General features: G+C 65.4%; 24 protein-coding genes. 16 read left to right on the forward strand and 8 right to left on the reverse strand.

The features are described 5' to 3' along the window. Nucleotides 1–3: 3 nt before the first annotated feature. The 3 genes from KLP42_RS15925 to KLP42_RS15935 form a co-directional block, all read right to left on the reverse strand. Entirely contained in the window at nt 4–945 is a 942-nt protein-coding gene (locus KLP42_RS15925) for a carbohydrate ABC transporter permease (protein WP_215567883.1), read from the reverse strand. Next, the gene (locus KLP42_RS15930) at nt 938–1,840 is read right to left on the reverse strand and encodes a carbohydrate ABC transporter permease (protein WP_215567886.1); all 903 of its coding nucleotides are present in this window, start codon (nt 1,838–1,840) and stop codon (nt 938–940) included. The genes KLP42_RS15925 and KLP42_RS15930 overlap by 8 nt, the downstream gene beginning before the upstream one ends. A 230-nt stretch (nt 1,841–2,070) precedes the next feature. Further along, nucleotides 2,071–3,306, reverse strand: a complete 1,236-nt coding sequence (locus KLP42_RS15935) for an ABC transporter substrate-binding protein (protein WP_215567888.1) — start codon at nt 3,304–3,306, stop codon at nt 2,071–2,073. A gap of 413 nt (nt 3,307–3,719) precedes the next feature. On the opposite strand from KLP42_RS15935, the gene KLP42_RS15940 reads away from it, so the two are divergent. After that, nucleotides 3,720–4,808: a LacI family transcriptional regulator gene (locus KLP42_RS15940; protein ID WP_215567890.1), complete on the forward strand. Its 1,089-nt coding sequence runs from the start codon at nt 3,720–3,722 to the stop codon at nt 4,806–4,808. Nucleotides 4,809–4,859: 51 nt separating this feature from the next. Here KLP42_RS15940 and KLP42_RS15945 read toward each other — a convergent pair whose 3' ends face one another. Together KLP42_RS15945 and KLP42_RS15950 are read right to left on the reverse strand one after the other, a co-directional pair. Then, entirely contained in the window at nt 4,860–6,233 is a 1,374-nt protein-coding gene (locus KLP42_RS15945; protein WP_215568156.1) for a methyl-accepting chemotaxis protein, read from the reverse strand. A 181-nt stretch (nt 6,234–6,414) separates the two neighbouring features. Continuing rightward, entirely contained in the window at nt 6,415–6,579 is a 165-nt protein-coding gene (locus tag KLP42_RS15950) for a hypothetical protein (RefSeq protein WP_215567893.1), read from the reverse strand. Nucleotides 6,580–6,792: 213 nt separating this feature from the next. Here KLP42_RS15950 and KLP42_RS15955 point away from each other — a divergent pair, with 213 nt between their 5' ends. The 5 genes from KLP42_RS15955 to KLP42_RS15975 all read left to right on the forward strand — a co-directional run bounded on the left by KLP42_RS15955 (nt 6,793) and on the right by KLP42_RS15975 (nt 12,144). Next, the gene (locus KLP42_RS15955) at nt 6,793–7,140 is read left to right on the forward strand and encodes an ArsC family reductase (protein WP_215567896.1); all 348 of its coding nucleotides are present in this window, start codon (nt 6,793–6,795) and stop codon (nt 7,138–7,140) included. Nucleotides 7,141–7,160: 20 nt separating this feature from the next. Continuing rightward, on the forward strand, nt 7,161–7,640 hold the full coding sequence (gene ybaK, locus KLP42_RS15960; protein ID WP_215567898.1) for a Cys-tRNA(Pro) deacylase: 480 nt from the start codon (nt 7,161–7,163) through the stop codon (nt 7,638–7,640). Between the two features lie 55 nt (nt 7,641–7,695). Then, nucleotides 7,696–8,949, forward strand: coding sequence for an aminopeptidase (locus KLP42_RS15965; RefSeq protein ID WP_215567900.1), 1,254 nt, complete (start codon nt 7,696–7,698; stop codon nt 8,947–8,949). A 138-nt stretch (nt 8,950–9,087) separates the two neighbouring features. Beyond that, nucleotides 9,088–10,074: a Gfo/Idh/MocA family protein gene (locus KLP42_RS15970; RefSeq protein ID WP_215567903.1), complete on the forward strand. Its 987-nt coding sequence runs from the start codon at nt 9,088–9,090 to the stop codon at nt 10,072–10,074. A 210-nt stretch (nt 10,075–10,284) separates the two neighbouring features. Then, complete coding sequence (locus tag KLP42_RS15975) at nt 10,285–12,144, forward strand: hypothetical protein (protein ID WP_215567905.1); 1,860 nt, start codon at nt 10,285–10,287, stop codon at nt 12,142–12,144. Between the two features lie 57 nt (nt 12,145–12,201). On the opposite strand, the gene KLP42_RS15980 is transcribed toward KLP42_RS15975, so the two are convergent. Then, a complete protein-coding gene (locus KLP42_RS15980) occupies nt 12,202–12,435 on the reverse strand; it encodes a hypothetical protein (protein ID WP_215567908.1) in 234 nt (77 codons plus the stop codon). 230 nt (nt 12,436–12,665) lie between these two features. Here KLP42_RS15980 and xseA point away from each other — a divergent pair, with 230 nt between their 5' ends. Genes xseA through KLP42_RS16000 form a run of 4 tightly spaced genes read left to right on the forward strand, consistent with a single transcriptional unit; the run spans nt 12,666 to nt 16,417 of the window. Next, nucleotides 12,666–14,279 (forward strand): exodeoxyribonuclease VII large subunit, encoded by a 1,614-nt coding sequence (gene xseA / locus KLP42_RS15985; RefSeq protein ID WP_215567910.1) that lies wholly within the window; start codon nt 12,666–12,668, stop codon nt 14,277–14,279. 3 nt (nt 14,280–14,282) lie between these two features. Further along, complete coding sequence (locus KLP42_RS15990) at nt 14,283–14,879, forward strand: NAD(P)H-dependent oxidoreductase (RefSeq protein WP_215567912.1); 597 nt, start codon at nt 14,283–14,285, stop codon at nt 14,877–14,879. Continuing rightward, nucleotides 14,876–15,253: an SH3 domain-containing protein gene (locus tag KLP42_RS15995; protein WP_215567913.1), complete on the forward strand. Its 378-nt coding sequence runs from the start codon at nt 14,876–14,878 to the stop codon at nt 15,251–15,253. Before KLP42_RS15990 ends, KLP42_RS15995 begins: the two co-directional genes overlap by 4 nt. Nucleotides 15,254–15,304: 51 nt before the next feature. Further along, nucleotides 15,305–16,417 carry an endonuclease/exonuclease/phosphatase family protein gene (locus KLP42_RS16000; protein ID WP_215567914.1) on the forward strand — a complete coding sequence of 371 codons (1,113 nt, stop codon included), beginning with the start codon at nt 15,305–15,307 and terminating at the stop codon, nt 16,415–16,417. A gap of 277 nt (nt 16,418–16,694) precedes the next feature. Here the strand turns inward: KLP42_RS16000 and KLP42_RS16005 are convergent, their stop codons facing one another. Beyond that, nucleotides 16,695–17,180, reverse strand: coding sequence for a MarR family winged helix-turn-helix transcriptional regulator (locus tag KLP42_RS16005; RefSeq protein WP_215567915.1), 486 nt, complete (start codon nt 17,178–17,180; stop codon nt 16,695–16,697). Between the two features lie 79 nt (nt 17,181–17,259). On the opposite strand from KLP42_RS16005, the gene KLP42_RS16010 reads away from it, so the two are divergent. The 5 genes from KLP42_RS16010 (at nt 17,260) to KLP42_RS16030 (ending at nt 21,290) form a co-directional block, all read left to right on the forward strand. Continuing rightward, nucleotides 17,260–18,123 (forward strand): EamA family transporter, encoded by an 864-nt coding sequence (locus KLP42_RS16010; protein ID WP_215567916.1) that lies wholly within the window; start codon nt 17,260–17,262, stop codon nt 18,121–18,123. A gap of 123 nt (nt 18,124–18,246) precedes the next feature. Next, the gene (locus KLP42_RS16015; RefSeq protein WP_215567917.1) at nt 18,247–18,801 is read left to right on the forward strand and encodes an isochorismatase family protein; all 555 of its coding nucleotides are present in this window, start codon (nt 18,247–18,249) and stop codon (nt 18,799–18,801) included. After that, a complete protein-coding gene (locus KLP42_RS16020) occupies nt 18,798–19,796 on the forward strand; it encodes a GlxA family transcriptional regulator (RefSeq protein ID WP_215567918.1) in 999 nt (332 codons plus the stop codon). The genes KLP42_RS16015 and KLP42_RS16020 overlap by 4 nt, the downstream gene beginning before the upstream one ends. A 97-nt stretch (nt 19,797–19,893) precedes the next feature. Next, nucleotides 19,894–20,844 carry an aldo/keto reductase gene (locus KLP42_RS16025; protein WP_215567919.1) on the forward strand — a complete coding sequence of 317 codons (951 nt, stop codon included), beginning with the start codon at nt 19,894–19,896 and terminating at the stop codon, nt 20,842–20,844. Continuing rightward, nucleotides 20,841–21,290 (forward strand): GNAT family N-acetyltransferase, encoded by a 450-nt coding sequence (locus KLP42_RS16030; RefSeq protein ID WP_215567920.1) that lies wholly within the window; start codon nt 20,841–20,843, stop codon nt 21,288–21,290. Before KLP42_RS16025 ends, KLP42_RS16030 begins: the two co-directional genes overlap by 4 nt. Nucleotides 21,291–21,296: 6 nt before the next feature. On the opposite strand, the gene KLP42_RS16035 is transcribed toward KLP42_RS16030, so the two are convergent. Further along, nucleotides 21,297–22,187 carry a LysR family transcriptional regulator gene (locus tag KLP42_RS16035; protein WP_215567921.1) on the reverse strand — a complete coding sequence of 297 codons (891 nt, stop codon included), beginning with the start codon at nt 22,185–22,187 and terminating at the stop codon, nt 21,297–21,299. Between the two features lie 163 nt (nt 22,188–22,350). Between KLP42_RS16035 and KLP42_RS16040 the strand changes: the two genes are divergently transcribed. Continuing rightward, nucleotides 22,351–23,346, forward strand: coding sequence for an aldo/keto reductase (locus tag KLP42_RS16040; RefSeq protein ID WP_215567922.1), 996 nt, complete (start codon nt 22,351–22,353; stop codon nt 23,344–23,346). The last annotated feature ends 1,156 nt before the right edge of the window (nt 23,347–24,502 follow it).

Genomic DNA, 24,502 nt, shown 5'->3' on the forward strand with positions numbered 1-24,502 from the left:
GGCTCAACCTTTTACTGCGCCGGCGGCGATGCCGCGGACGAACAATCTGCCGGAGATGAAATAGACGATCAGGGGCACGGCGCCGGTCAGAAGGGTCGCGGCCATGTTGACATTGTATTCCTTCACGCCCTGCACCGAGTTGACGATGTTGTTGAGCTGCACCGTCATCGGATAGCTGTCCGGCCGGGTGAAGACGACGCCGAACAGGAAGTCGTTCCAGATGCCGGTCACCTGCAGGATCATTGCCACCACGAAGATCGGCAGCGCCATGGGCAGCATGATGCGGAAATAGATCTGCCAGAAGCCGGCGCCGTCGATGCGGGCCGCCTTGAACAGCTCTTCCGGCAGCGAGGTGAAATAGTTGCGGAAGAGCAGCGTCAGGATCGGCATGCCGAAGATGGTATGGACGATGACGAGGCCGGTCAGCGTGCCGTAGACGCCAAGCTCGCGCAGCAGGATGACGATCGGATAGATCATCACCTGGTAGGGAATGAAGGCCCCGACGATCAGGATCGAGAAGAACAGGTCGGCGCCCTTGAAGCGCCAGTTGGCAAGCGCGTAACCGCTGACCGACGCAACCGCGATCGACACGACCACGGACGGCAACAGGATGCGCACCGAATTCCAGAAGCCGCGCGAAAGCCCGTCGCAGTTCAGCCCGGTGCAGGCCGTCGCCCAGGCCTTCACCCAGGGCTCGAAGGTGATCTCCACCGGCGGCGAGAAGATGTTGCCGAGCCGGATTTCCGGCATGCCCTTCATCGAGGTGACCACCATCACGTAGAGCGGCAGCAGGTAATAGAGCGCGGCGAGGCCCAGCAGACCGTACAGGATGATGTTGCGGCGCGAGAGGATCTTGCGCGGCTTCCTGCCGCGCGGCCCGGCAACCTCGGCCGAGACCGCGTCGAAGCCGGCGGCGGCGGTGTTGAGTGAGCTGACATTAGCCACGCTTCTTCCCTCCGAATTCGAGATAGGCCCAGGGAACGATGATGATGGCGACCGTGATCAGCATCATGGTGGAGGCGGCAAAGCCCTGCCCCAGGTTCTGCGCCTGGAACATGTAGTCATAGACGTACTTCGCCGGCACTTCCGAGGCGATGCCCGGCCCGCCGCTGGTCTGCGCCACCACCAGGTCGTAGACCTTGACGATCCCGCTGGCGATCAGCACCAGCGTGGTGATGAACACCGGCCGCATCATGGGAATGATGATGAAGATATAGGTGCGCCACATCGGGATGCCGTCGACACGCGCGGCCTTCCAGATGTCCTCGTCGATGCCGCGAAGCCCCGCCAGCATCAGGCACATCACCAGCCCGGTTCCCTGCCACAGCCCGGCAATCAGGATGCCGTAGATGACGATGTCGGAATTGTAGAGCGGGTCGAAGGTGAAGCCGGGAAAGCCGAGGCTGCGCACGATCGACTGGATGCCGTATTCCGGGTTGAGGATCCACTGCCAGACGAGACCCGTCACGATGAAGGACAGGGCAAACGGATAGAGGAAGATGGTCCGGAAGGTGTTCTCGAAACGGATCTTCTGGTCCATCAGCGCAGCCAGCACGAAGCCGATGACCAGGCTGAAGATCAGCGAGAGAATGCCGTAGATCGCAAGATTCTGGATCGAGATGATCCAGCGCGGCGCATCCCACAGGCGTTCATACTGCTCCAGCCCGACGAATTTCAGCCGGGGCAGCAGCTTGGAATTGGTGAAGGAATAGACAACCGTCCAGACCGTGCCGCCCAGGAAGACGACAAGCGCGATCAGGATCATCGGGATCAGCGCGATCTTGGAATTCAGGTTGCGGAAAAGCTGGCTTGGCCGCCCAGCCGGCGCGTGGGACCTCATGCTGCATCATCCTCCTCAAGGGCCATCGGGGGCTCCGGCCCGTCGTTTCCCGCCTGGCGGGCGGCAAGGCTTGGCCGGGATGCATGGCGACGCAACAGCACGCAAGAACAGGGCTTCGCCGTCATTGCGTCCGCGGCCGGCCGCCATGCATGGGGTTTATGCTGCGCGGGGAGCGGGACGGGCGACCGCCGCGCCAAAGGCGAGGCGGCCCCCATACCCCTCCCGTGCGATCAATCCGCCGAGGCGATGATGTCGGCGAAGCGCTTCTGCGCCGCGTCGGGCGTCATCGATGGATTGGCGAAGAATTCGGAGAACAGATCTTCCAGCTGCTTGGCCGAATCGGCCGAGAGCAGCTGGTTGACGCTGCGCACCACATTGCCCTTGGCCAGGATATCCAGGCCCTTCTTCATGCAGTCATTGGCGGCCGACAGGTCGATGTCGCCGCGGATCGGCAGCGAGCCCTTCTTCAGGTTGAAGGCGACCTGCACCTTGGGGCTGACGATGGTGGAGGCGAGAACCTCCTGCGCCTTGGACTTTTCCGCATCCTTCAGGACGGGGAAGTAGAAGGCATCGCCATCGGTCGAGATGACCTCGTTGACGCCAAGCCCCGGCAGGCAGGTGTAATCGGTGCCTGCCTTCTGGCCGGCCAGCGCGAATTCGCCCTGCGCCCAGTCACCCATGATCTGGCCGCCGGCCTTGGCGGTGATCACCATGTTGGTCGCCTGGTTCCAGTCCTGCACATTGCTGCCCTTGGACATGCGGCGCGCATCGTCTGCGGCCTTGAACACCTTGCCGATCTCCGGGCCGGCCGCCACGTCCTCGTCCTTCTCGCCGAACACCTTCTGGAACACGTCCTTGCCGGCAATCGCCACCATCAGCACGTTGAAGGCGCCGCTGGTCTGCCAGGGCTGGCCGCCGACGGCGAGCGGCACGATGCCGGCCTTTTCCAGCGCCGGCGCTGCGGCAACGAATTCGTTCCAGTTCTTCGGCACCGGCACGCCGGCAGTCTTGAAGGCGGCGTTGGACAGCCACAGCCACTGCCACGAATGGATGTTGACCGGGGCGCAGTAGATCTTGCCGTCGATGGTGCAGCTGTCGAGCAGGCTGGCGGGCTTGATGATCTCCTTCCACTTCTCCTTTTCCGCCACCGCGGTCAGGTCGCGCATCAGGCCGGACTGCACCAGTTCCTCGGCCTGGCGGCCGTGGTTGAACTGGGTGGCGCCCATCGGGTCGCCGCCGGTGATGCGGCTGATCATGATCGGACGGGCGGTGCCGCCGGAGCCGGCGATCGCGCCGTCGACCCACTTGTTGCCGGTGGCGTCGAAGGCCTTGGCGAGCTCCTTGACGGCGGCGGCTTCACCGCCCGAGGTCCACCAATGGGTAACTTCCAGATCCGCCGCACCTGCATGAGCCGCAGGCATGAGAACGCTGGCCACGAGAATGGCTTTCAATGCACGCATATTCATGAGTCTCCTCCCTCACTGAAACGTTGCCGTAAAAAACCTATGCGAATATCGGATTGGGCGCAACCGGGCTTATCCGGATTTTCTTTATTCATTGATATTTTCAATCCTGAACTGTATTTCCCCGCAACGCAGGAAGCGTTCCGAGCGAAAATCATTACATTCGATTTCCGTTGAATTTCAGCATATTCAGCATATTTAGCCGCCTTTTTCCTTTCGCAATCGCAAAAAAGATTCCGCGCCTGCGTTGCACAACCCCTGAACGCGCTATTGCCGGATAATTCGCAAATTCCCCTCGACATTTCTCCTGTAACGTTACAGTTTGATGTCTTGGGAGAGGCCTTTGCGGGAGGAGGTGCTCGTTTCCAGGCGGCAGGAAGACGGCTATAGTCCGTCGCTTGAACGAGTGGATGCGCATGGACGACAGCAATATTTCGAAGAATCTCGGCCGCCCCCTTTCCGGGAAACAGTCCGGCCCCCTGTCCGGCACGGCCTCCGGCAATGCCCGGCCGACATTGAAGACGATCGCCTACATGACCGGGCTTGGCATCACCACGGTGTCGCGGGCGCTGAAGGACGCGCCGGATATCGGCGTCGACACCAAGGAGCGTGTCCGCCTCGTCGCCGCGCAGCTCGGCTATCAGCCGAACCGCGCCGGCGTGCGCCTCCGAACCGGCAAGACCAATGTCATCGCGCTCGTCCTCAGCATCGAGGAGGAGCTGATGGGCTTCACCAGCCAGATGATGGTCGGCATTTCGGAAGTGCTGGCCGGCACGCAGTATCATCTGGTGCTGACGCCGCACGTGCACCAGAAGGATCCGATGGCGCCGGTGCGCTACATCCTCGATACCGGCTCGGCCGATGGCATGATCATCTCGCGCACCCTGCCCGACGACCCGCGCGTGGCGCTGATGACGGAGCGCAATTTCCCCTTCGCCACCCATGGCCGCACCGACATGGGCATTTGCCATCCCTTCCATGATTTCGACAACGAGGCCTATGCCTTCCAGGCGGTGGAGCGGCTTGCGGCGCGCGGGCGCCGGCGCATCGCGCTTCTCGCGCCCCCGTCGAAACTGTCCTACTACCTGCACACCCGCATCGGCTTCGAGCGGGGGCTTGCCACCTTCGGCGTGGCGGAGGCCGCCATGGGCCGCATCACAAGCGAGGCGCCGCTCGACGAGATCCGCACGCAGATGCAGGCGCTGATGCAGTCGGCGGAGCCGCCGGACGGCATCATCTCGATCAGCGGCAGTTCCACCATTGCCCTCGTCGCAGGACTGGAGGCTGCCGGCAGGCGACTGGGCCAGGAGGTGGACATCGTCTCGAAGCAGTCGGCAGAGTTCCTGAACTGGATCCGCCCGGAGATCTACACCGTCAACGAAAGCGTGCGGCAGGCAGGCCGCGAACTGGCCAAGGCGGTGATCGCCCGCATTGACGGGGTGGCACCCGAACTGCTGCAGAGCATCAGCGGCCCCGTCTGGTCCGCCATGGCCCCGCGCGACTGAAGGGGCAGAGACGCACGGAAGCCGGGTTGCGGCGGCCGCGGCATCGTCGCATCAGGCGCGGATCGCCAGCCGCAGCCCGCCCCAGTGGCGCCCGTTGACGGTGATCGGCGCCGAAATGTCCTTCATCAGCACGAACTGGCCGCCGCCCATGTCGCGCCGGTAGGTCTGCAGCAGGAAGGGCTCGCGATTGCGCCCCGCCGCCAGCCCGACGCGATCGTTGAAGATGCGGCGGTTGCGGCAGTTGGCGGTGTTCCAGGCCACATCGCCCGGCCGCTGCGACTGCGAGAACCTGGCATTGTGCGTCGGCAGATAGCCGTTGTCGTCCACGGCGGCGCAGAAGGCGATGCGCTCGTCGCTGGCCGCGACCCGTTCCTGGATGGCGGGAAGCACGGCATCGGTGAAGGGCGTGAAGCGGGTCAGATATTGCTGCGGATCGCTGCCGGCAATCGGCTGGTAGTGGCGGTCGAACAGCGCCGCCATATCGATGCGCCCGTCGCGGACACAGGATTCGAACAGCGCGCCGATATCGGCGGCCACCGCCATGGCGGTGCGGATATAGGGCGTGTCCGGCGTTTCGATCCCGGTGCTTGCCGTGGCCTGGATCATGCGTTCGGAAATGGCCACCACATCGCCGACGCGGGCGCTGGCGCGCTGCAGTTCCTCATCCGATTTCAGCACCGCATCGGCCGCCGTCGCGATGCTGGCGGCAAAATCGCTGCATTGACGGTCAACCGCCTCGGTGGTGCGCGCCAGGCCGGAGGCACCGTCCAGAATGCGCACCATCACCTCTTCCACCGCATGGAAGGAGGCGTGCACCTCCTCGGCCGTGCTTTTCACATCGCCGGCCGAGCGGCGCGAGCCTTCGCCGGCAAGGATCAGCGCCTCGATGCGCCGGCCCAGCTGCAGGAGCGTCTCCTGGATCGACGAGGTGGTCTTCGAGGTCTGCAGCGACAGCGCACGCACCTCCGCCGCCACCACGGCAAAGCCCTTGCCGGCATCGCCGGCGCGCGCAGCCTCGATGGCCGCGTTCAGTGCCAGAAGATTGGTCTGCCGGGCAATGGTGCCGATTTCCTCGGCCAGCGTGCCGACGCCGGCCAGCGCGGCCGAAAAGGAGCGGATCTCGCCGCTGATATCCTGCGAGGCGGCCACCATCTGGTCGATGGCGGCAATCGAGCCGTTCATCTGTCCTGCCTGCCGGCCAAGCACAGCCCGCGCTTCGCTGGCCAGGCGATCGGTCTCGGCAAGCGAGAGAGCAATGTCGCGATTGGCATCGGCAATGGATTGCGCGGCGCCGGTCACGCGCGTCAAAAGCGCCACATGCGCCGTCGAATGTGCCGCCGTGTCCTGCAGCGTCCCGGCAATGTCCACCAGATGCAGGCCAAGCGCCGAAGCTTCCCGGGCAAGGTCGGTGACGGCACGATGCATCACATCCTGCCCGTCCGCCCCTGCCTCGTCCCGTCGTGCAACCGCGTTCACGTCTGTCTCCCGCCACTCATCGGAAAGAATGCGGCAGAAGCCTTAACGGCGGGTTAGTCCATCCTTAAATACGAGACATGCGACAGGACGCCGCGCCGGGCGTCCGCCCTGCCCGTCAGGCGCGTGGCGATCAGGACCGCTCGAAGGCGGCCGGATCGATGCCGAGGGTCACAAGGTCGCGGCGGGCTGGCTTGCGGCCGGCATCGACAGCGGCGGAAGCGGCAAGGGCTGCGCCGAACACAGCCATGGCCCGCGTGAGGAAACCGCCGCGCATCCCGTTGATTTTCATCGACATGGTCAACTCCTTTTGTCCAGACGCACTCTGCGGCCGGCCGCGGCTTTGCGCAATGCACAAGAGGAGATGAAAGCCATGCAACCTGCGCATGAGATACCGCCGCAGCCATGCCGCATGGCCGGTCCGCGGGCCTTGTCGTCCGGCCGATCTTGTCGCACAGTCCGCCCGGCATCGCCGGTTCGCCAGGATCCGGCCGACAGCATAGGACATTCCATGATCACGCTTTACGGCATCAAGAATTGCGACACGATGAAGAAGGCCCGCAGCTGGCTGGAAGAGAAGGGCATCGACTACCGCTTCCACGACTACAAGGCGGAAGGCATCGACCGCGCGCATCTGGAAGCCTGGACAGGGGCCAAGGGATGGGAAACCGTTCTGAACCGCGCCGGCACCACCTTCCGCAAGCTCGCCGATGCGGACAGGGCGGATCTGACCGCCGAGAAGGCAATCGCGCTGATGCTTGCCCAGCCGTCTCTCATCAAGCGCCCGGTGCTGGAGCGCGACGGCGACATCACCATCGGCTTCAAGCCGGACCTTTACGAAAGCCTGTTTGCCCGCTGACGCGGCCCCGGAAACATCCCATGTCGAAGACCACGCGCGCCACCCAGACACTGACCAGGGCCGGCATCGCCTTCAGCCTGCACACCTATGACTATGACCCGAATGCCGAACGCATCGGCCTGCAGGCGGCCGAAGCGATCGGCGAGGCGCCGCATCGCGTGCTGAAGACGCTGATGGCCGAGGTGGACGGCAGGGCGGTCTGCGTTGTCGTACCCTCGGATCGCGAGGTGTCGATGAAGAAGCTCGCCGCCGCCTTCGGGGGGAAATCGGCGGCGATGATGAAGCCGGCTGCGGCCGAGAAGGCGACCGGCTATGTGGTCGGCGGCATCAGCCCCTTCGGCCAGAAGAAGCAGGTGCCGACCGCCATCGAGGCGACCGCCATGGCCGAGGCCTTCGTCTACATGAATGGCGGCCAGCGCGGCCTGCAGGTGCGCCTGTCGCCGCGCGATGCGCAGGCCGTGCTGAAGGCGATCGTCGCGCCGGTTGTTGCCGAGACCTGACGGCGAGACTATGTCTGTCACACATTGAACCTCCACAAGACAGGTGCTGCGCCCCATGACGATCCATCCCGCCATCGTCCCCTCCATCGATCCGGTGAAACTCGACAAGCTGGCCGAGGTGGCCGTCAGGGTCGGCCTGCAGCTGAAGGCGAACCAGGATCTCGTCATCACCGCCCCGATTGCGGCCCTTCCGCTGGTGCGCGCGATCACCAGACATGCCTACATGGCCGGCGCCGGGCTGGTCTCGACCTTCTATTCGGACGAGGAAACCACGCTCGCCCGTTATCGCCATGCGCCGGATGCAAGCTTCGACAAGGCGGCCACCTGGCTCTATGACGGCATGGCCAAGGCGTACGAGGGGGGTGCTGCACGCCTTGCCATCTCCGGCGACAATCCGATGATGCTCGCCAACGAGGACCCGCAGAAGGTGGCGCGCGCCAACAAGGCCAATTCGATCGCCTACAAGCCGGCTCTCGAAAAGATCTCCAACTTCGACATCAACTGGCACATCTGCTCCTATCCCAACCCGTCCTGGGCGCGGCAGGTCTTCCCCGATCTGCCGGAAGAGGAGGCCGTGCACAAGCTGGCCGAAGCGATCTTCTCCGCCTCGCGCATCAACACGCCCGACCCGATCGCCGCCTGGGCCGAGCACAATGCCAGCCTCAAGAAGCGCTCCGGCTGGCTGAACGGCGAACGCTTTGCTGCCCTGCATTTCACCGGCCCAGGCACCGATCTGACCGTCGGCCTGGCCGACGGCCACGAATGGCATGGCGGCGCTTCGACCGCCAAGAACGGCATCACCTGCAACCCGAACATTCCGACGGAAGAAGTCTTCACCACGCCGCATGCGCTGAGAGTGGAAGGCACCGTCTCTTCCACCAAGCCGCTGTCGCATCAGGGCACGCTGATCGACGATATCCAGGTGCGCTTCGAGGCGGGCCGCATCGTTGAAGCCAGGGCGTCGAAGGGCGAATCGGTCCTGAACAAGGTGCTCGACACCGATGAGGGGGCCCGTCGTCTGGGCGAAGTGGCGCTGGTGCCGCATTCCTCGCCGATCTCGGCCTCCGGCATTCTCTTTTACAACACGCTGTTCGACGAGAACGCCTCCTGCCACATCGCGCTCGGCCAGTGCTATTCGAAGTGCTTCCTGAACGGCGCCTCCCTGTCACCCGATCAGATCAAGGCGCAGGGCGGCAATTCCTCGCTGATCCATATCGACTGGATGATCGGCTCGGATAAGGTCGACATCGACGGCATTCGCGCCGATGGAACAAAGGTGCCCGTGATGCGCAAGGGCGAATGGGCCTGAGCCATCGTCCCTCATTCCTGCAGCCTCGCCGCAGAGGAGCGCGGCGGGGTGCTTTTCCTTGCTGACCCGCGATCAGAACCGCTGCCACCACCGGCATGACTGGCCCGTCGGTGCGGCAACCAACCTTCGGAGGACCACATGTTGCGTTTCGGAATTCTCTCCACGGCCCGCATCGGCCAGCAGGCCGTGGTGCCGGCCATCCAGGATGCGGAAAATGCCGTCGTCACCGCCATTGCCAGCCGCGACGAGGCCCGCGCCCGCGCGATGGCCGACCGTTTCTCCGTGCCGCATGCCTTCGGCTCCTACGAAGCGATGCTGGCTTCAGACCTCATCGATGCGGTCTATATCCCGCTGCCCACCAGCCAGCATGTGGAATGGACGATCAAGGCCGCGGATGCCGGCAAGCATGTGCTCTGCGAAAAGCCGATCGCGCTGAAGGCCGACGAGATCGATCAGCTGATTGCCGCGCGCGACCGCAACAAGGTGCTGATCGCCGAAGCCTTCATGATCACCTATGCGCCGGTCTGGCATAAGGTGCGCGCACTTCTCGCCGAAGGCGCAATCGGCCGGCTGCGCCACGTGCAGGGCGCCTTCACCTATTTCAACCGCGATGCCTCCAACATGCGCAACATTCCCGAGCTCGGCGGCGGCGGTCTGCCGGATATCGGCGTCTATCCCACCATGGCAACGCGCTTCTCGACGGCCAAGGAACCGCTGCGCGTGCAGGCGACCACCGAGCGCGACCCGGATTTCGGCACCGACATCTATTCGAGCGTGAAGGCCGATTTCGGCGATTTCGACCTCACCTTCTACATCGCCACGCAGCTCGCCGCCCGCCAGGTCATGGTCTTCCACGGAACGGACGGCTTCATCGAGGTGAAGTCGCCCTTCAACGCGGATCGCTACGGCGCCGAGGAAGTGGAACTGACGGACCAGAAGCATGGCCGCTCGGAAATCTTCCGCTTCCCCGACAGCCGCCAGTACAAGCGCCAGGCCGAAGCCTTCGCCACCCGCGCCCTCGGCGGCGAGGCCGACGTCGTGTCGCTGGAAAGCTCCCGTCTCAACCAGCGCTTCATCGATGCGGTCTACCGGGCAAGCGAGACGGACGGCTGGGAAACGGTCTGAGCCGGAAGCCCGCAGCGCCTGACCGGCGGGTGCAAGCACCGCCGCGGACAGGACGAATGCCACCGATGCGCCGGCGCGACGGGTCCCCGTCCGCCGGCGTTTTTACGCTTTGTTGACCATGGTGAGGCTAGGTTTCGCGCACTGGACCTGCCGATCCTGATCGGCACGCCGCCGGACATGAGGTTGCCGGATGCCACACGGGGACCCATCGTGACCAGATCGACCTTTGCCGCGCTGGCGGCCCGCGCCACCGTAACGCCTTCCGGCCCCTTCGCCCGCTTCCTGCCAGCCCTTGCCGCCTATGCGAGCCTGACGATTGCCGGCATCCTGCTGCTGGCGCTTCCGGGCGCGGGCGATCATGTCGGCCCGCTGAGCGGCGACACGCTGCGCCTCCTGCAGCTGCGCGATCTTCTCGCCGGCCAGGGCTGGTTCGACCTCACGCAATATCGCCTCGGTCCGGAGGGCGGCACGATCATCGGCCTGTCGCGGCTGGTCGACCTGCCGATTGCAGGTCTGATCCGGTTGTTTGCGGTGTTCGGGCAACCGCCGCTCGCAGCCGAAGCGCTGGCGCTCACCGTCTGGCCGCTCACCATTGCCACGCTGTTCATTGCGGCTGCCGGCTTTGGCGGGCGCCAGCTTGCTGGCATGATCGGTATGCATGTGGCCTTCGGCCTAGCCAGCCTTTACGCCTTCACCTCGTTGCGTTTCTATCCGGGCGCCATCGACCAGGCCAGTGTGCAGATGCTTGTGCTGCTCGCACTCGCCGGCCTGCTGATCGAGCGCCGCCGCTCGGCCGCGGCGCATGGCATGGCCGGCGTGCTGGCGGCCCTCCTGCTCGCGATCGGGCCCGAAACCGCGCCGCTGGTCGCCGCAGCCTCGCTCGGCGTTGCGCTGCAATGGGCCTGGCATGGCCAAGCCTTCGGCCGCGCCGCCCGCGCCTTCGGGCTTGGCCTCGCCCTTGCCGTTACCGCCGCCCTTGTCGCGACCGTCCCGCCGGCCGGCTATGGCCAGCTCCGCTGCGGGGGCTTCTCGCTTGGCCTTGTCGCACTGGTCGCGCCCGGCGGCGCGGGCCTGTTCCTCGCCACCCGCCTTGCCGGCTCGCTGTCGCGCAGCCTTCGCCTGCAGCTGGTCGGCGCGCTGGGGCTTGCGCTGGCCGCCGCCGCGCTTCTGCTTGCGCCGCACTGCCTTGCCGGCCTGTTCTCCAGTCCCGATCCGCTGCTCGGCGATCTCGGGCTTGCGGAACCTGTCGAGACCCGCTCGATCCTCGCGCAGATCCGGCTGGCGCCGGAGGTTGCCGGCGGTTTCTATGCGGTCGGGCTGTTTGCCATTGCGGTCTGCGTCTTCCGCATTCGCGATCGCCAGCAGGTGGAGGCGCATCTGCTGCTCGGGGCTCTGATCCTCGCCGGCTGGCTCCTGTCGCTCCTGCAGCTGCGCTACGCCAGCTTCGCCAACGTGCTGTCGATCCTGCCGCTGTCCTTCCTGATTGCCGATCTGCGTCGCCTGTCGCAGGCGGAGCCGGAAAACATCAATGCCGGCTTTGCCTATACGATCGCCGCACTCGCCGCCGTGCCGGTGGTCTGGGTCTTCCTCGGCACGGTCAGCCAGAAAGGCATCGGCCGCTTCATCACCGTCAGCGCCATGACGCGCGCCACCGCACCGCTGCCCCCGGCCGGCGCCTGCCGCGGCGCCTCCGGCACCGCACTTCTTGCCCGGCTTCCGTCGCGCATGGTCGCGGCCCCGCCGGAAAGCGGAGCCGATATCCTGCGCTTCACCCGCCACCGGGTGCTGGCCGTTGCCGGTCCCGTACCGGGCGCCGACCAGGCGGACGGCCGGCAGACACTGCTGCAGATCGGCCTTTCCCCGGAAAGGCAGGCGCTTGACCTGCTGCGCGGCGCAAATGTGGCGCTGCTTGCATTTTGCCCGACGGACGAGGAGACGGTGGCGATTGCCCGCACGCACCCGGACGGGCTCTATGCGGGGCTTCTCAAGGGAAATGTCCCGGATGATCTGCGGCTGGTCGCGCCGCCGAAACCCGGCGATCTCGCGATCTATGCGGTGCGGCCAAGATAGCGGCCGGCCGCGGCGTCGCCCGCTGAAACGGGCCGAACCACGTCGGGCGGACAGCCGTCAGGCCGTCTGGCGGCGACCGTCGAAGGCAAAGACCGCGCCCATCAGCGCCATGATGCCGACATTGTAGCCGGCAATCGCAATGCCGAGACTGAGCAGGGAGACCGGACCGGGCGACATCACGGCCGCGCCGGCAAACACAAACAGGATCAGCGCCGCAACCATTGCCACGGACAATACGGATTTCAGGGCCCCGGTGGCAAAGCCGATGCATGTAGCCGTCAGAAAGAGCACGTTCGGTCTCCTTTTTATCCTCGGTGCGACGGGTCCACACTTAGACGCAAACCTGTAAAAGAGTCCGGTTTGAGGCCGGTTCGAGCCTAAAAGATCGCTCCTAGCTTTAACGCGCCTTAAAGCGGATAACTCGAATTGTCGTCATTGGTTTCTTGTAGCACCCCGGGAAAACGAAGGTTTCCGCTGCCTCCACGGGTGAAACAGCCTGCAAAATGCGCTAGATACGCAGCATGAACAGGCTCTTCTCCTCCGATCCCCAGACCAATCTGGCAGAGCAAACTGTCTCGGAGCTTTCGGGATCGATCAAACGCACGGTTGAAACCGCCTTCGATCACGTTCGTGTGCGCGGCGAGATTTCCGGCTATCGTGGGCCGCATTCCTCCGGCCATGCCTATTTCGCCCTGAAGGATGACAAGGCGCGCATCGATGCGGTGATCTGGAAAGGCAGCTTCTCCAAGCTGAAGTTCCGCCCGGAAGAGGGCATGGAGGTGATCGCCACCGGCAAGGTCACCACCTTTCCGGGTTCATCGAAATACCAGATCGTCATCGAGGCGCTGGAACCGGCCGGCGCCGGCGCGCTGATGGCCCTCATCGAGGAGCGCAAGCGCAAGCTCGGCGCCGAAGGCCTGTTCGATCCGGCGCGCAAGCGGCCGCTGCCCTTCATGCCGCAGGTGATCGGCGTCGTCACCTCGCCGACCGGCGCCGTCATCCGCGATATCCTGCACCGCATCACCGATCGCTTTCCGGTGCATGTCATCGTCTGGCCGGTCAAGGTGCAGGGCGAAGGCTCGGGCGACGAGGTGGCCAATGCGATCCGCGGCTTCAACGGGCTCGATCCGCTGGGTCCCATCCGGCGGCCCGACGTGCTGATCGTGGCGCGCGGCGGCGGCAGCCTCGAGGATCTCTGGAGCTTCAACGACGAGGCCGTGGTGCGGGCGGCGGCCGACAGCGCGATCCCTCTGATTTCCGCCGTCGGCCACGAGACGGACTGGACGCTGATCGACTACGCGGCGGATGTGCGCGCCCCCACCCCCACCGGCGCTGCCGAAATGGCCGTGCCGGTGAAGGCGGAACTCGATGCGCAGGTGGCAAGCCTTGCCGCCCGCCTGCGCGGCGCATCCAGCCGCCAGATGGAGACGCGCCGCCAGAACCTGCGCGGTCTGGTGCGGGCACTCCCCTCGCTCGACCAGTTGCTCGCCCTTCCCCGCCGGCGTTTCGACGAGGCCGCCGCCGGTCTCGGCCGCGGCCTCGAACGCACCGCGATTGCCAAGCGCCGCAGTTTCGAACGCGCCTCATCCGGTCTTCGCCTCGATCTTCTGGCGAGCCGCCTCATCGAGCGCCACCGCCGGATTGCCGACCAGATGCAGCGCATGGATCGCTGGCTGGAGCTGAGGCTGCTTGGCGAACGCAGCCGCATCGAGCGCGCCGAGGCAAGGCTCTCCGGCCTGCCGCAACGCCTTTGTGGCCAGATCGCCCGCGAAAGGCTGCATCTGGCCGCGCTCACCCGTCAGGCCGACAGCGCACTCACTCATGCGCTCAGCCGCAGCCTAGCCGCGATTGCCGCGCAGGACCGGGTGCTGCAATCGCTGTCCTACAAGAACGTGCTGAAGCGCGGCTATGCCGTCATCCGCGGCGAGGATGGTACACCGCTGACCCGGGCGGCACAGGTGGCAACCGGCCAGGCGCTGTCCCTGCAGTTTGCCGATGGCGCCGTTTCCGCCACCGCCGGTGCTGCAGCGGAACCGACCCCGCCCGCACCGGCCGCCCCCTCTTCGCCTGCACCCCGCAAGCGCACTGCAAGGCCCGCACCGGAAAAGGGACCGGATCAGGGGAGCCTGTTCTGACCCATGCGCCGGCACGTGCTGATCGTTCTTGCCCACCCTCTGCCCGAGAGCTTCGCCGCCTCCGTTGCGGACACGGTGGCGCAGACGCTGCACAACAAGGGGCACACGGTCGATCTGCTCGACCTCTACCGCGAGGATTTCGACCCGCGCCTTTCGGAGCGGGAGCGCCGCCGCTATTTCGATCCCGTGGCGGATACCAGCGCGGTCGATCCGATCATAGCGCGGCTGAAGGCGGCCGACGCGCTGATCCTCGTCTTTCCTCAATGGTGGTTCAACTTTCCGGCGATCCTCAAGGGCTTCTTCGACCGTGTCTTCGCGCCGGGCGTCGCCTTCGAGCATGACCAGGCCGGCGGGCGCATCCGCCCCGCGCTGCGGAATATCCGCCACCTCTATGCCTTCACCACCACCGGGTCGCCCTGGTGGGTGGTGAAGCTCTATATGGGCAACCCTGTCCGCCGCCTGCTGAAGCGCGGCATTGCCGCCTTCTGCGCCAGGGATCTGGATTTCCGGATGCTGTCCCTGCATGACATGGACCGCGTGACGCAGGCGCGGCTGACGGCACATCTGGCGCGCGTGCGCTATCTCGTGGACCGGCTATGACGACCTCCTGGCGCGTCATCGCGGACTGGCAGGCGAGCTATCCGGACCCGATCAGGCTGGCGAAAGGCGAGCCTCTGGCCTTGTCCGGCCGCACGGACCTCTGGGAGGGCCATCTGTGGCTCTGGGCCCGCGACCGCGAAGGCCGCGAAGGCTGGGTGCCGGATACGCTGGTCGATCACGGCAGCGGCGGTCCGGTTGCGGCCTTCGACTATTGCGCCATGGAGCTCACCTGCCGGCAGGACGAGGTGCTGTCGGGCGGCCGGCAGTTGAACGGCTGGATCTGGTGCCGCGCCGCGGGCGGTGCGGAAGGCTGCGTTCCGGCCGCGCATCTCGCCGCCGTTGCACCGGCCCAGATGCCGCCGCCTTCGCCTTAAAACTGCAATCTGCCGGTTCTATTCTGCCCCTGGACGATGGGGAGGAAGACCATGCGACTGGCATCCTACAATGTCGAAAACCTGTTCGACCGCGCCAAGGTGATGATGCTCGACACCTGGGCGGAGGGCAGCGAGGTGCTGCAGGCCTTTGCCGAGGCGAACGAAATTCTCGGCAAGCCGCACTATACGGAGGCCGACAGGGACAAGCTCGCGGAATTGCTGATCGAACTCGGGCTGGAGAAATCCGACCAGGCGAGTTTCGTCATCCTGCGGCGCAATCGCGGCGAGCTGCTGAAGCGCCCCCGCAGCGGCGGGCTCGAGATCACGGCAGAGGGCCGCGCCGACTGGGTCGGCTCGCTGGAACTGACGGATGCGCCGGTCGATCACGAGGCGATGCTGAACACCGCCCGTGTCATGGATGCGCTGAAGGCCGATGTGCTGGGTGTGGTGGAGGCGGAAAGCCGCCCGACGCTGCTCGCCTTCAACGAACAGATCCTGAGCCATGTGGGGGGCACGCCCTTCGACCATGTGATGCTGATCGATGGCAATGACAGCCGCGGCATCGATGTCGGCATCCTGACCCGCGCCTCCTATCCGCTGGTCTCCATGGTCAGCCATGTCGATGATGCCATGGACGGCGAGCGGGTCTTCTCGCGTGACTGCCCGGATTACACCCTGGCCACCCCGTCCGGCGAGCGCCTGCACGTGCTGGTCAACCACTTCAAGAGCAAGGGCTATGGCGATCCGCGCCGCTCCGATGCGCGCCGCAGGCAACAGGCCGAACGGGTCAATGCCATCGTTCAGGCTTTGCTTGATGCCGGCGAGACCCATGTGGCGGTGATCGGCGATCTCAACGACACGCCGGACAGCGATCCGCTGGCACCGCTGATCGAAGGCGGCCTGCTGACCGACGCCTTCCTGCACCCCGCCTTCGATGACGGCGGCTATCCGGGCACCTATGGCAGTTGCACCGCGAGCAACAAGATCGATTATCTGCTGCTGTCGCAGGCGCTGTTCGACAAGGTACGGGCCGGCGGCGTCATCCGTCTCGGCATGTGGCCGGGAACGCGCCCGAAGAAGTGGGAGGTGCTGCCGAGCCTCACCGCCAGGGTCAACGCCGCCTCCGACCACGCCGCCCTCTGGGTCGATCTCGATCTGGGGTGAGGTCCGGCATCCGATCAGCCGTTACCTTTGGGGGCTGAATATCCCCTCTGGCTGCCGTCATCTCCCCACAAGGAGGAGAACCCGCCGGCAAGCCGCTCACTCGCCCTCCAAGGCAGCATGGGCGCAAAAGCCCCACCGGACACGGCCACGGCACAAGGCATTGCCTGCACGAGGCATTTGCCGCTGGCGGTCTCTTTCCTGTGCCGTCGGGTCCGAAGGACGGGGCAAGACGCGTGGCGCATCCAGAAGTCCCGCAGGCAGAGGGGGATTTTCGCCTTCAGCCTTCGAACGCCGAAAGATAACGGGACAGCAGCGCATCCAGCGCCTCAAACTCCGCCGCACTGAGCATTGCCGTCAGACGGTGCTGGTTCGCCACATGCGCGGTCACCGCGCGGTCCACGGTGGCGAAGCCCTTCTCCGTCAGGCCGATCAGCACGCTGCGGCCATCGTCCGGATTGGCGATCCGCTCCACCAGCCCCTGCTTTTCCAGCTGGTCGATGCGGTTGGTCATGGTGCCCGAGGTCACCATGGTCGCCGCCAGCAATTCGCCGGGGGAAAGCCGGTGGGGACTGCCGGCGCGGCGCAGCGTTGCCAGCACGTCGAAGCTGGCGCGATTGAGGCCATGCGCGGCAAGCTCCGCCTCGATCTCGCGCGACAGGTGGGCATGCAGCCGGCCCAGCCGGCCGAGCAGGCCCATCGGCGCGACGTCGAGGTCCGGCCGTTCGCGGTGCCACTGGTCGAGAATGCGGGTTACGTGATCCATGCCCGCAGTAAGACGGAATTTTATCTTGACGTCAAGATTTACCCTAATATCTTGATGTCAAGATAATTGGAGACCCACCATGAACCGCTTCACCGATACCGCGCTGACCGCGCTTGCCCCGGCCATCTGGGGTTCCACCTACATCGTCACCACGCAGCTTCTGCCGCCCGGCCTGCCGCTGACCGTCGCCGCCCTGCGCGCCCTGCCAGCCGGCCTCGTTCTGCTGATCATCGTGCGCCGCCTGCCCTTCGGCGCCTGGTGGTGGAAGAGTTTCGTGCTGGGCGCCCTGAACTTTTCGCTGTTCTGGGCCTGCCTCTTCGTTTCCGCCTACCGCCTGCCCGGAGGTGTTGCGGCCACCGTCGGCGCCATCCAGCCGCTGATCGTCATTGCCCTTTCCCGGCTGGTGCTCGGCGCGCCGGTGCGGCTGCTTTCCGTGCTCGGCGGCCTTGCCGGCATGGCCGGGGTTGCCCTTCTTGTGCTGACCCCGCATGCGGCGCTCGATCCGCTTGGCGTCGCCGCCGGACTTGCCGGTGCCGTCTCCATGGCCTCAGGCACGGTGATGAGCCGCAGATGGACCCCGCCCGTTTCGCCGCTCACCTTCACCGCCTGGCAGCTGACGGCGGGCGGGCTGCTGCTTCTGCCGGTCGCGCTGTGGCTGGAGCCCGGCCTGCCCGTGCCGACGCTGCAAAACCTTGCCGGCTTTGCCTATCTCGGCCTGATCGGCGCGGCGCTGACCTACCTGCTCTGGTTCCGGGGTCTTGCCCGGCTCGACCCCGCGGCCGTCTCCGCGCTCGGTTTCTTAAGCCCGCTCGTCGCCGTCCTGCTCGGCTGGAGCCTGCTCGGCCAGTCACTCGACGCCCTCCAGATCACCGGCGTCGTGGTGGTTCTCGCCAGCGTCTGGATCAGCCAGCGGGCCCAGGCCGGCGCCGGCCCCTCTCGCTGAGGCGGCCCGCAGGCGGACGAAGAGAATGGCCGAAAACGTCCGCTCTTCGTCCGAAGCCCTGCTTTTACGTCTGGTATGAAAGCTTAGACTGAGGCTATCCTATCAGGTACTGGAGAGCAGAAAATGTCCGATATCGCCCTCATCGTCATCGACGTGCAGGAATCCTTCCGCCACCGCCCCTATTGGGACGAGGCGGATCTGGCCCGTTATCTGGAACGCCAGCAGGCGCTGATCGATGGCGCCGCCGCGCAGGGTCTACCGATCCTCCAGATCTTCCACGTGGAAGACACCGGCCCCTTCAGCAAGGAGAGCGGCCATGTGCGCACCTTCGAGGGCCTCAACATCGCGCCAACCCGGATCTTCGAAAAGCGCCGCCATTCCGCCCTCGTCGGCTCCGGCCTCGATGTCTGGCTGACGACACACGGCATCCGCAACCTGATCATCTCCGGCATCCGCACCGAACAGTGCTGCGAAACCACCACCCGCCACGCCTCCGATCTCGGCTTCAAGGTCACCTATGTCGCCGAGGCGACGCTGACCTTTCCGATGACCGATGCCGACGGCATTACCCGCTCGCCGGCCGAGATCCGCCGCCACACGGCCATGGTGCTAGACAACCGTTTTGCCCGCATCGCCACCGTCGAGGAAGCGCTCGGCGAGACAAGGCTCGCCGCATGACAACGCCCGGCACCACTGTCCCCGTCCTGATGGTGGTGCCGCCGCATGCGCTGCTGCTCGATATCGCAGGGCCGATGGAGGTCCTGCGTTATGCCAATCAGCACCAGGATGCGCTCCGCTTCGATACCCGATACGTGTCCGCCGAACCGCAGCAGACGACCTCGATCGGCCTGTCGCTGACCGGCCTCGAACCTCTGCCGGAACACTTGCCGGAGAATGCGCTGCTCGTCGTCTCCGGCGCGACGACGCTGGTGCCGGATCCGGCGGAAACCAACGCGGAGCGCGCCCGGCTTGCCCGCTGGATGCGCCAGGTGGTGCGGCCGGATACGCGCATCGTCAGCATCTGTTCCGGCGCGCTCTTGGTGGCGGAAGCGGGACTGCTGGAAGGCCGCGCCTGCACCACGCATGCCGATTGCATCGCCGATCTGCGCCGCCTTGCGCCGACGGCAACCGTGCTGGAAAACCGGCTCTACGTCGAAGACGGCCCGGTGTTTTCCAGCGCCGGCATTTCCACCGGCATCGATCTCATGCTGCATATCGTTGCCGAGATGACCTCTGCCCCGGTCGCCCTCGCCGCTGCGCGCAAAATGGTGATCTATCTGAGGCGCAGCGGCAGCGATCCGCAGATCTCGCCCTGGCTCTCCGGCCGCAACCATGTGCATCCGGCAATCCACGCCGTTCAGGATGCGATCATGGCCGATCCCGCCGCCAACTGGTCGGTGGCGCGCCTCGCCCACCTCGGCCATCTCAGCGAACGGCACCTGTCGCGGCTGTTTCGCGAACATGCCGGCCTGTCGATCATCGATTACGTCAACCTGATGCGGGTGACCCTGGCGCGCGAACTCATCAGCCAGTCCAGGCTCGATCTCGAAAATGTCGCGGCCCGCACCGGCTTTGCCTCGGCGCGACACCTGCGCCGCATCTGGCGCCAGCATTACGATCAGCCGCCGAGCCTTGCCCGTGCAAACCTCGCCCGCAGCGGCCGCTCCGCCTGATCCTTCCATCACGCGAATTGAATGGTGCATCGCTCGCCGCAGGGTTAGGTTCGCCCCATATCCTCTGTCCTGTCCGCCCCATCACGAGGTCTTCATCATGTATTCGCGCCCGCTTGGCCGCACCGGCCTTTCCATCGCCCCCGTCGTCTTCGGCGGCAATGTCTTCGGCTGGACAGCCGACGAAAAGACCTCGTTTGCGCTGCTCGACCGTTTCTTCGAGGCCGGGTTCAACTGCATCGATACGGCCGACGTCTATTCCGCCTGGGTGGACGGGCACGAGGGCGGCGAAAGCGAAAGCGTCATCGGCCGCTGGCTGAAGCGCGGCACCGTTGCGCGCGACAAGGCAGTGATCGTCACCAAGGTCGGTTTCGACAATCGCGGTCAAAAGACCGGCCTCTCGAAGGGCTGGATCGAGCGGGCAATCGATGCCTCGCTGACCCGCCTCGGCACGGATTACGTCGATCTCTACCTCGCCCACAAGCCGGACGCGGACGTGCCGATCGAAGAGACGCTCGAAGCTTTCGAGACGCTGAAGACGGCCGGGAAGGTGCGCGCCATCGGCTGCTCGAACTATGATGCCGGCCAGCTGCAGGCCTCGCTCGATGCCGCCGCCAAGGCCGGCCTGCCGCGTTACGACGTGCTGCAACCCGAATACAATCTCTACACGCGCGAAAAATTCGAGGGGCCGCTCGCGGATCTCTGCATGGCCGAAGAGATCGGCGTGATCAGCTATTACGCGCTTGCCGCCGGCTTCCTCACCGGCAAATACCGCAAGCCAGAGGATACGGAAGGGGTCGCCCGCGCCTACCGGGTCGGCAGCTATCTCGACGAAAAGGGCCACCGGGTTCTCGCCGCGCTTGATGCGGTGGCCGCCGAAACGGGCGCAAGCCTCGCCACGGTCGCCATCGCCTGGGTCGCTGCCCGTCCCGGCATCACCGCGCCGATCGCATCCGCCACCTCGCTGTCGCAGCTCGATGCGATGATCGCAGCCGGTTCGCTGACGCTGACCGAGGCGCAGATGCGGCAGCTGAACGAGGCCGGCGCATGAAGAACGATCTCATCATCCGCGACGCCCGGGCAGAAGACGAAGCCGGCTGGCGAACACTCTGGGCCAGTTACCTCGCCTTTTACAAGGTCACGCTGGCCGATGATGTCACCGACCACACCTGGGCCCGCATCCTCGATCCCGCCTCGCGCGTGGCGATGCGCGTGGCGGAGGTGGACGGGCGGCTGGCCGGCTTTGCCATCCACCATTTTCACGATTCCACCTGGGTCAGGACGCCGGATTGCTATCTGGAAGACCTCTTCCTCGACGAGACCTTCCGCGGCAGGGGCATCGGCCGCGCGCTGATGGAGGATCTCATCGCGCTGTCAAGGCAGAACGGCTGGTCGCGGCTTTACTGGCATACGGACGAGGGCAATGCGACGGCGCGCAAGCTCTATGATTCCTTCGTGAAATCGGATGGCCATGTCCGCTACCGGATCAAATTCTGACCTTTCTCATCCGCGCCAGCGAAAGAAATCGACAAAGGCTCTGAGCGGCGGCCGCATCTGCCGCCGTGAGGGGTAATAGATGTAGAAACCCTCGAAGGGCGGACACCAGTCCTCCAGCACGCGGATGAGGCGCCCGGCCGCAATATCCTCCTCGACGCGCCGGTCGAACAGGAAGGCAAGCCCGATGCCGTCGAGGGCCGCGCGGCGTATCATGCCCTGGTCGGAGAGGATCAGCGGGCCGGAGACATCCACCACCAGCGGCTTGCCGTCCTTTTCCAATTCCCAGCGGTAGATGCTGCCGCTGGAAAAACGCCGGCGGATGCAGCGGTGCTGCATGAGATCGCGCGGGTGCTGCGGCAGTGGCATGGTGCGGAAATAGGCGGGCGAACCTGTGATCGCCGAACGCCAGGGGCCGCTCGCTCTCACTGCAATCATGTCCGCCTCCAGATGCTCGCCCAGCCGCAGGCCTGCATCATAACCACGCTCCACGATGTCCTCGAACCGGTCATCGGTACGCAGATCCAGCTCGATCTCCGGATAAAGCTGCAAAAATGCCCCCAGCCGCGGCAGGATCAGCTCGTCGGCCGCCAGTTGCGGCATGGTCAGCCGCAGCGGTCCGGCCGGCCGCTCCCGTTTGTCGGAAAGGGTTTCGATGGCCGTTGCGATTTCGGCCAGTGCCGGGCCAAGCGTCGCGATCAGCTGGCGCCCTTCTTCCGTCGGTGCAACGCTGCGCGTCGTCCGCTGCAGCAGGCGAATGCCCAGGCTCTCCTCCAGCGCCGACACCGCATGGCTGACGGCTGAGGGCGCGATGGAGAGTTCAATGGCCGCCTTGCGGAAGCTCTTGTGTTCGGCGACGGCGGCCAGGACGGCGAGTTGAGACAGCTGTGTTCGGTTCATTGTTCGAAATGATAGAACAGCCTGCGATGATTTGCAGCTATTTTCGAGAACTTCGATCCCTTCTACAGTTATGTTCATACCGGCGACGGGTCTTGCCGCCCGCCTCCTCCGCGACAGGTTTCCGCCATCGGTCGCATCACATCTGCAAACAGGAGATCCTTTTATGCAAACCCGCCATCTCGGTTCGCTCACCACCTCGGCGCTCGGCCTTGGCTGCATGGGCATGACCCATGCCTACAGCCCCTCGACGGATGAGGCGTCAGCGCTTGCCACGCTGGCCCGCGCCGTGGAGCTTGGCGTGACACTCTTCGATACGGCCGAAGTCTATGGCCCCTTCACCAATGAGGAACTGGTCGGCAAGGGCCTGAAACCCTATCGCGACCAGGTGCTGATCGCGACCAAATTCGGCTTCACCATCGGCGACGCGGCAAAAGCCGCCCGCCCCTCCGGCGTCGACAGCCGGCCGGAGCATCTGCGCGCCGTGGCGGAAGCCTCGCTGAAGCGGCTCGGCGTGGAGGTGATCGATCTCTTCTACCAGCACCGCGTCGATCCGGACGTGCCGATCGAGGAGACGGTCGGCGCCATGGCGGACCTCGTCAAGGAAGGCAAGGTGCGGGCGCTCGGCCTGTCCGAAGCCAGCGCCGCGACACTGCGCCGGGCGCATGCCGTGCATCCGATCGCCGCCATCCAGAGCGAATATTCGCTCTGGACCCGCGACCCGGAAGAAAACGGCGTTCTCGAAACCTGCCGGGAACTCGGCATCGGTTTCGTGCCGTTCTCACCACTTGGACGCGGCGCGCTGACCGGGGCGTTGAAAAATCTCGAGGGTCTTGCCGACAACGATTTCCGCCGTGGCCTTCCCCGGTTCCAGGGCGAGAATTTCGACGCCAACCTTGCGCTTGTCCATCTTCTGGAAGAGATGGCGGAGAAGAAGGGCGCGACCGCCGGCCAGCTGGCGCTCGCCTGGGTGCTGGCGCAGGGCGATTTCATCGTGCCGATCCCCGGCACCACCAAGATCGCCAACCTGGAAAAGAACGTCGCCGCCGCCGCGATCACGCTGTCGCCGGAGGAAGTAAAGGAGTTGGGCGACCTTCTCTCGCCCGCCAAGGTGAAGGGCGAGCGTTATCCGGAAGCCATGGCGAAGATGGCGAACCGGTAGGGCTGCCCCGTTCGCGCACGACACCGCCTCCGTCGTCTCTCGGAGTCTGGATCCTCGGGTCAAGCCCGAGGATGACGACCGGGACGGAGGATGTCACCGCACCTCCAAGTGCTGTCCAGGCAGCAATCATCGGCATCTCTTGGGGCACCCGCAACTCCACAAACTCCGTCATCCTCGGGCTTGACCCGAGGATCCATGCGCCCAAGCCTCCATCATAACCGCTTGCCGTGCCGCCTCCCCCCTCTGCCCTGCCGGGCTGACCAGGGCTGAGCCACGGGTCTCAACCCGTCCTTCGACCCCCCCACAGGTGGGGAGATCGCATCGTGGCACCGCCTTCCGGCCCCATACCGTCGCAATCGAAGAAACCGCCCAAACCTCTCTGTCGTGCGAGCGGCCAACCGTTCTGCCGATCTCCCCCCGTTGAGGGGGAGATGTCCGGCAGGACAGAGGGGGGTAACCCCGCCCGCGAACGTCCAACGACAGCCCTCTAACCCATTGACCCGCAACCCTTTCCGACAGATCTCCGCAGCAATCCGCCACGCCTCCCGCAAAAATTCCGCATCCCCCTCCATCCCCACCCCGAAATCCGTGCCTAAAATCTCCTCGTCCCGCAGCGGATACACCGGCAGGCGTGCCGGCGATGCGGGGCCGGTTCGGGGCAGGCGGGTGAGACGCAAAACCGCCTGGTCCGGGTCCGTCAACAGGGTCCCCCTCCGGCGACCGGGTGGAGGACAAGGCGCGTCGGACGTCTGCGCCCTGTCCTTCAAAGCTCCCAGCTGCGCGTCGGGCGTGCCTTATGTGGCACACACGGGGAAGGCAGGCAGGGGCCGCATCGCCCGTTGTCCGCCCGCATCCGTCCCGCAAGGGAAGATGCGGGAACGGCGATGGCAAACGGCACCACCGGCCTTTCAGACAGAGGGACCGACCGGCGGGCACAAACAACCGAACGGGGCGCTGAGAGGTGCTACCTATAGACTACCCCACGAGGCAGCTTTCAGCGCCCCGGCCGGACACAGCGTCACACCACGGGTCGAAACCGGCCGCGTGAGGAAAAGGCATGCGCATCAACGCGCCGGCCGGCTTTTTGACAGATCGGGACAGAAACGCGGATCGGCCGGAACGCGGTCTCCCGCATCCCGGCCGACAGAAGGATCTG

The organism is Rhizobium sp. CSW-27, from assembly GCF_018760785.1.
In the GTDB taxonomy this organism is placed as follows: domain Bacteria; phylum Pseudomonadota; class Alphaproteobacteria; order Rhizobiales; family Rhizobiaceae; genus Neorhizobium.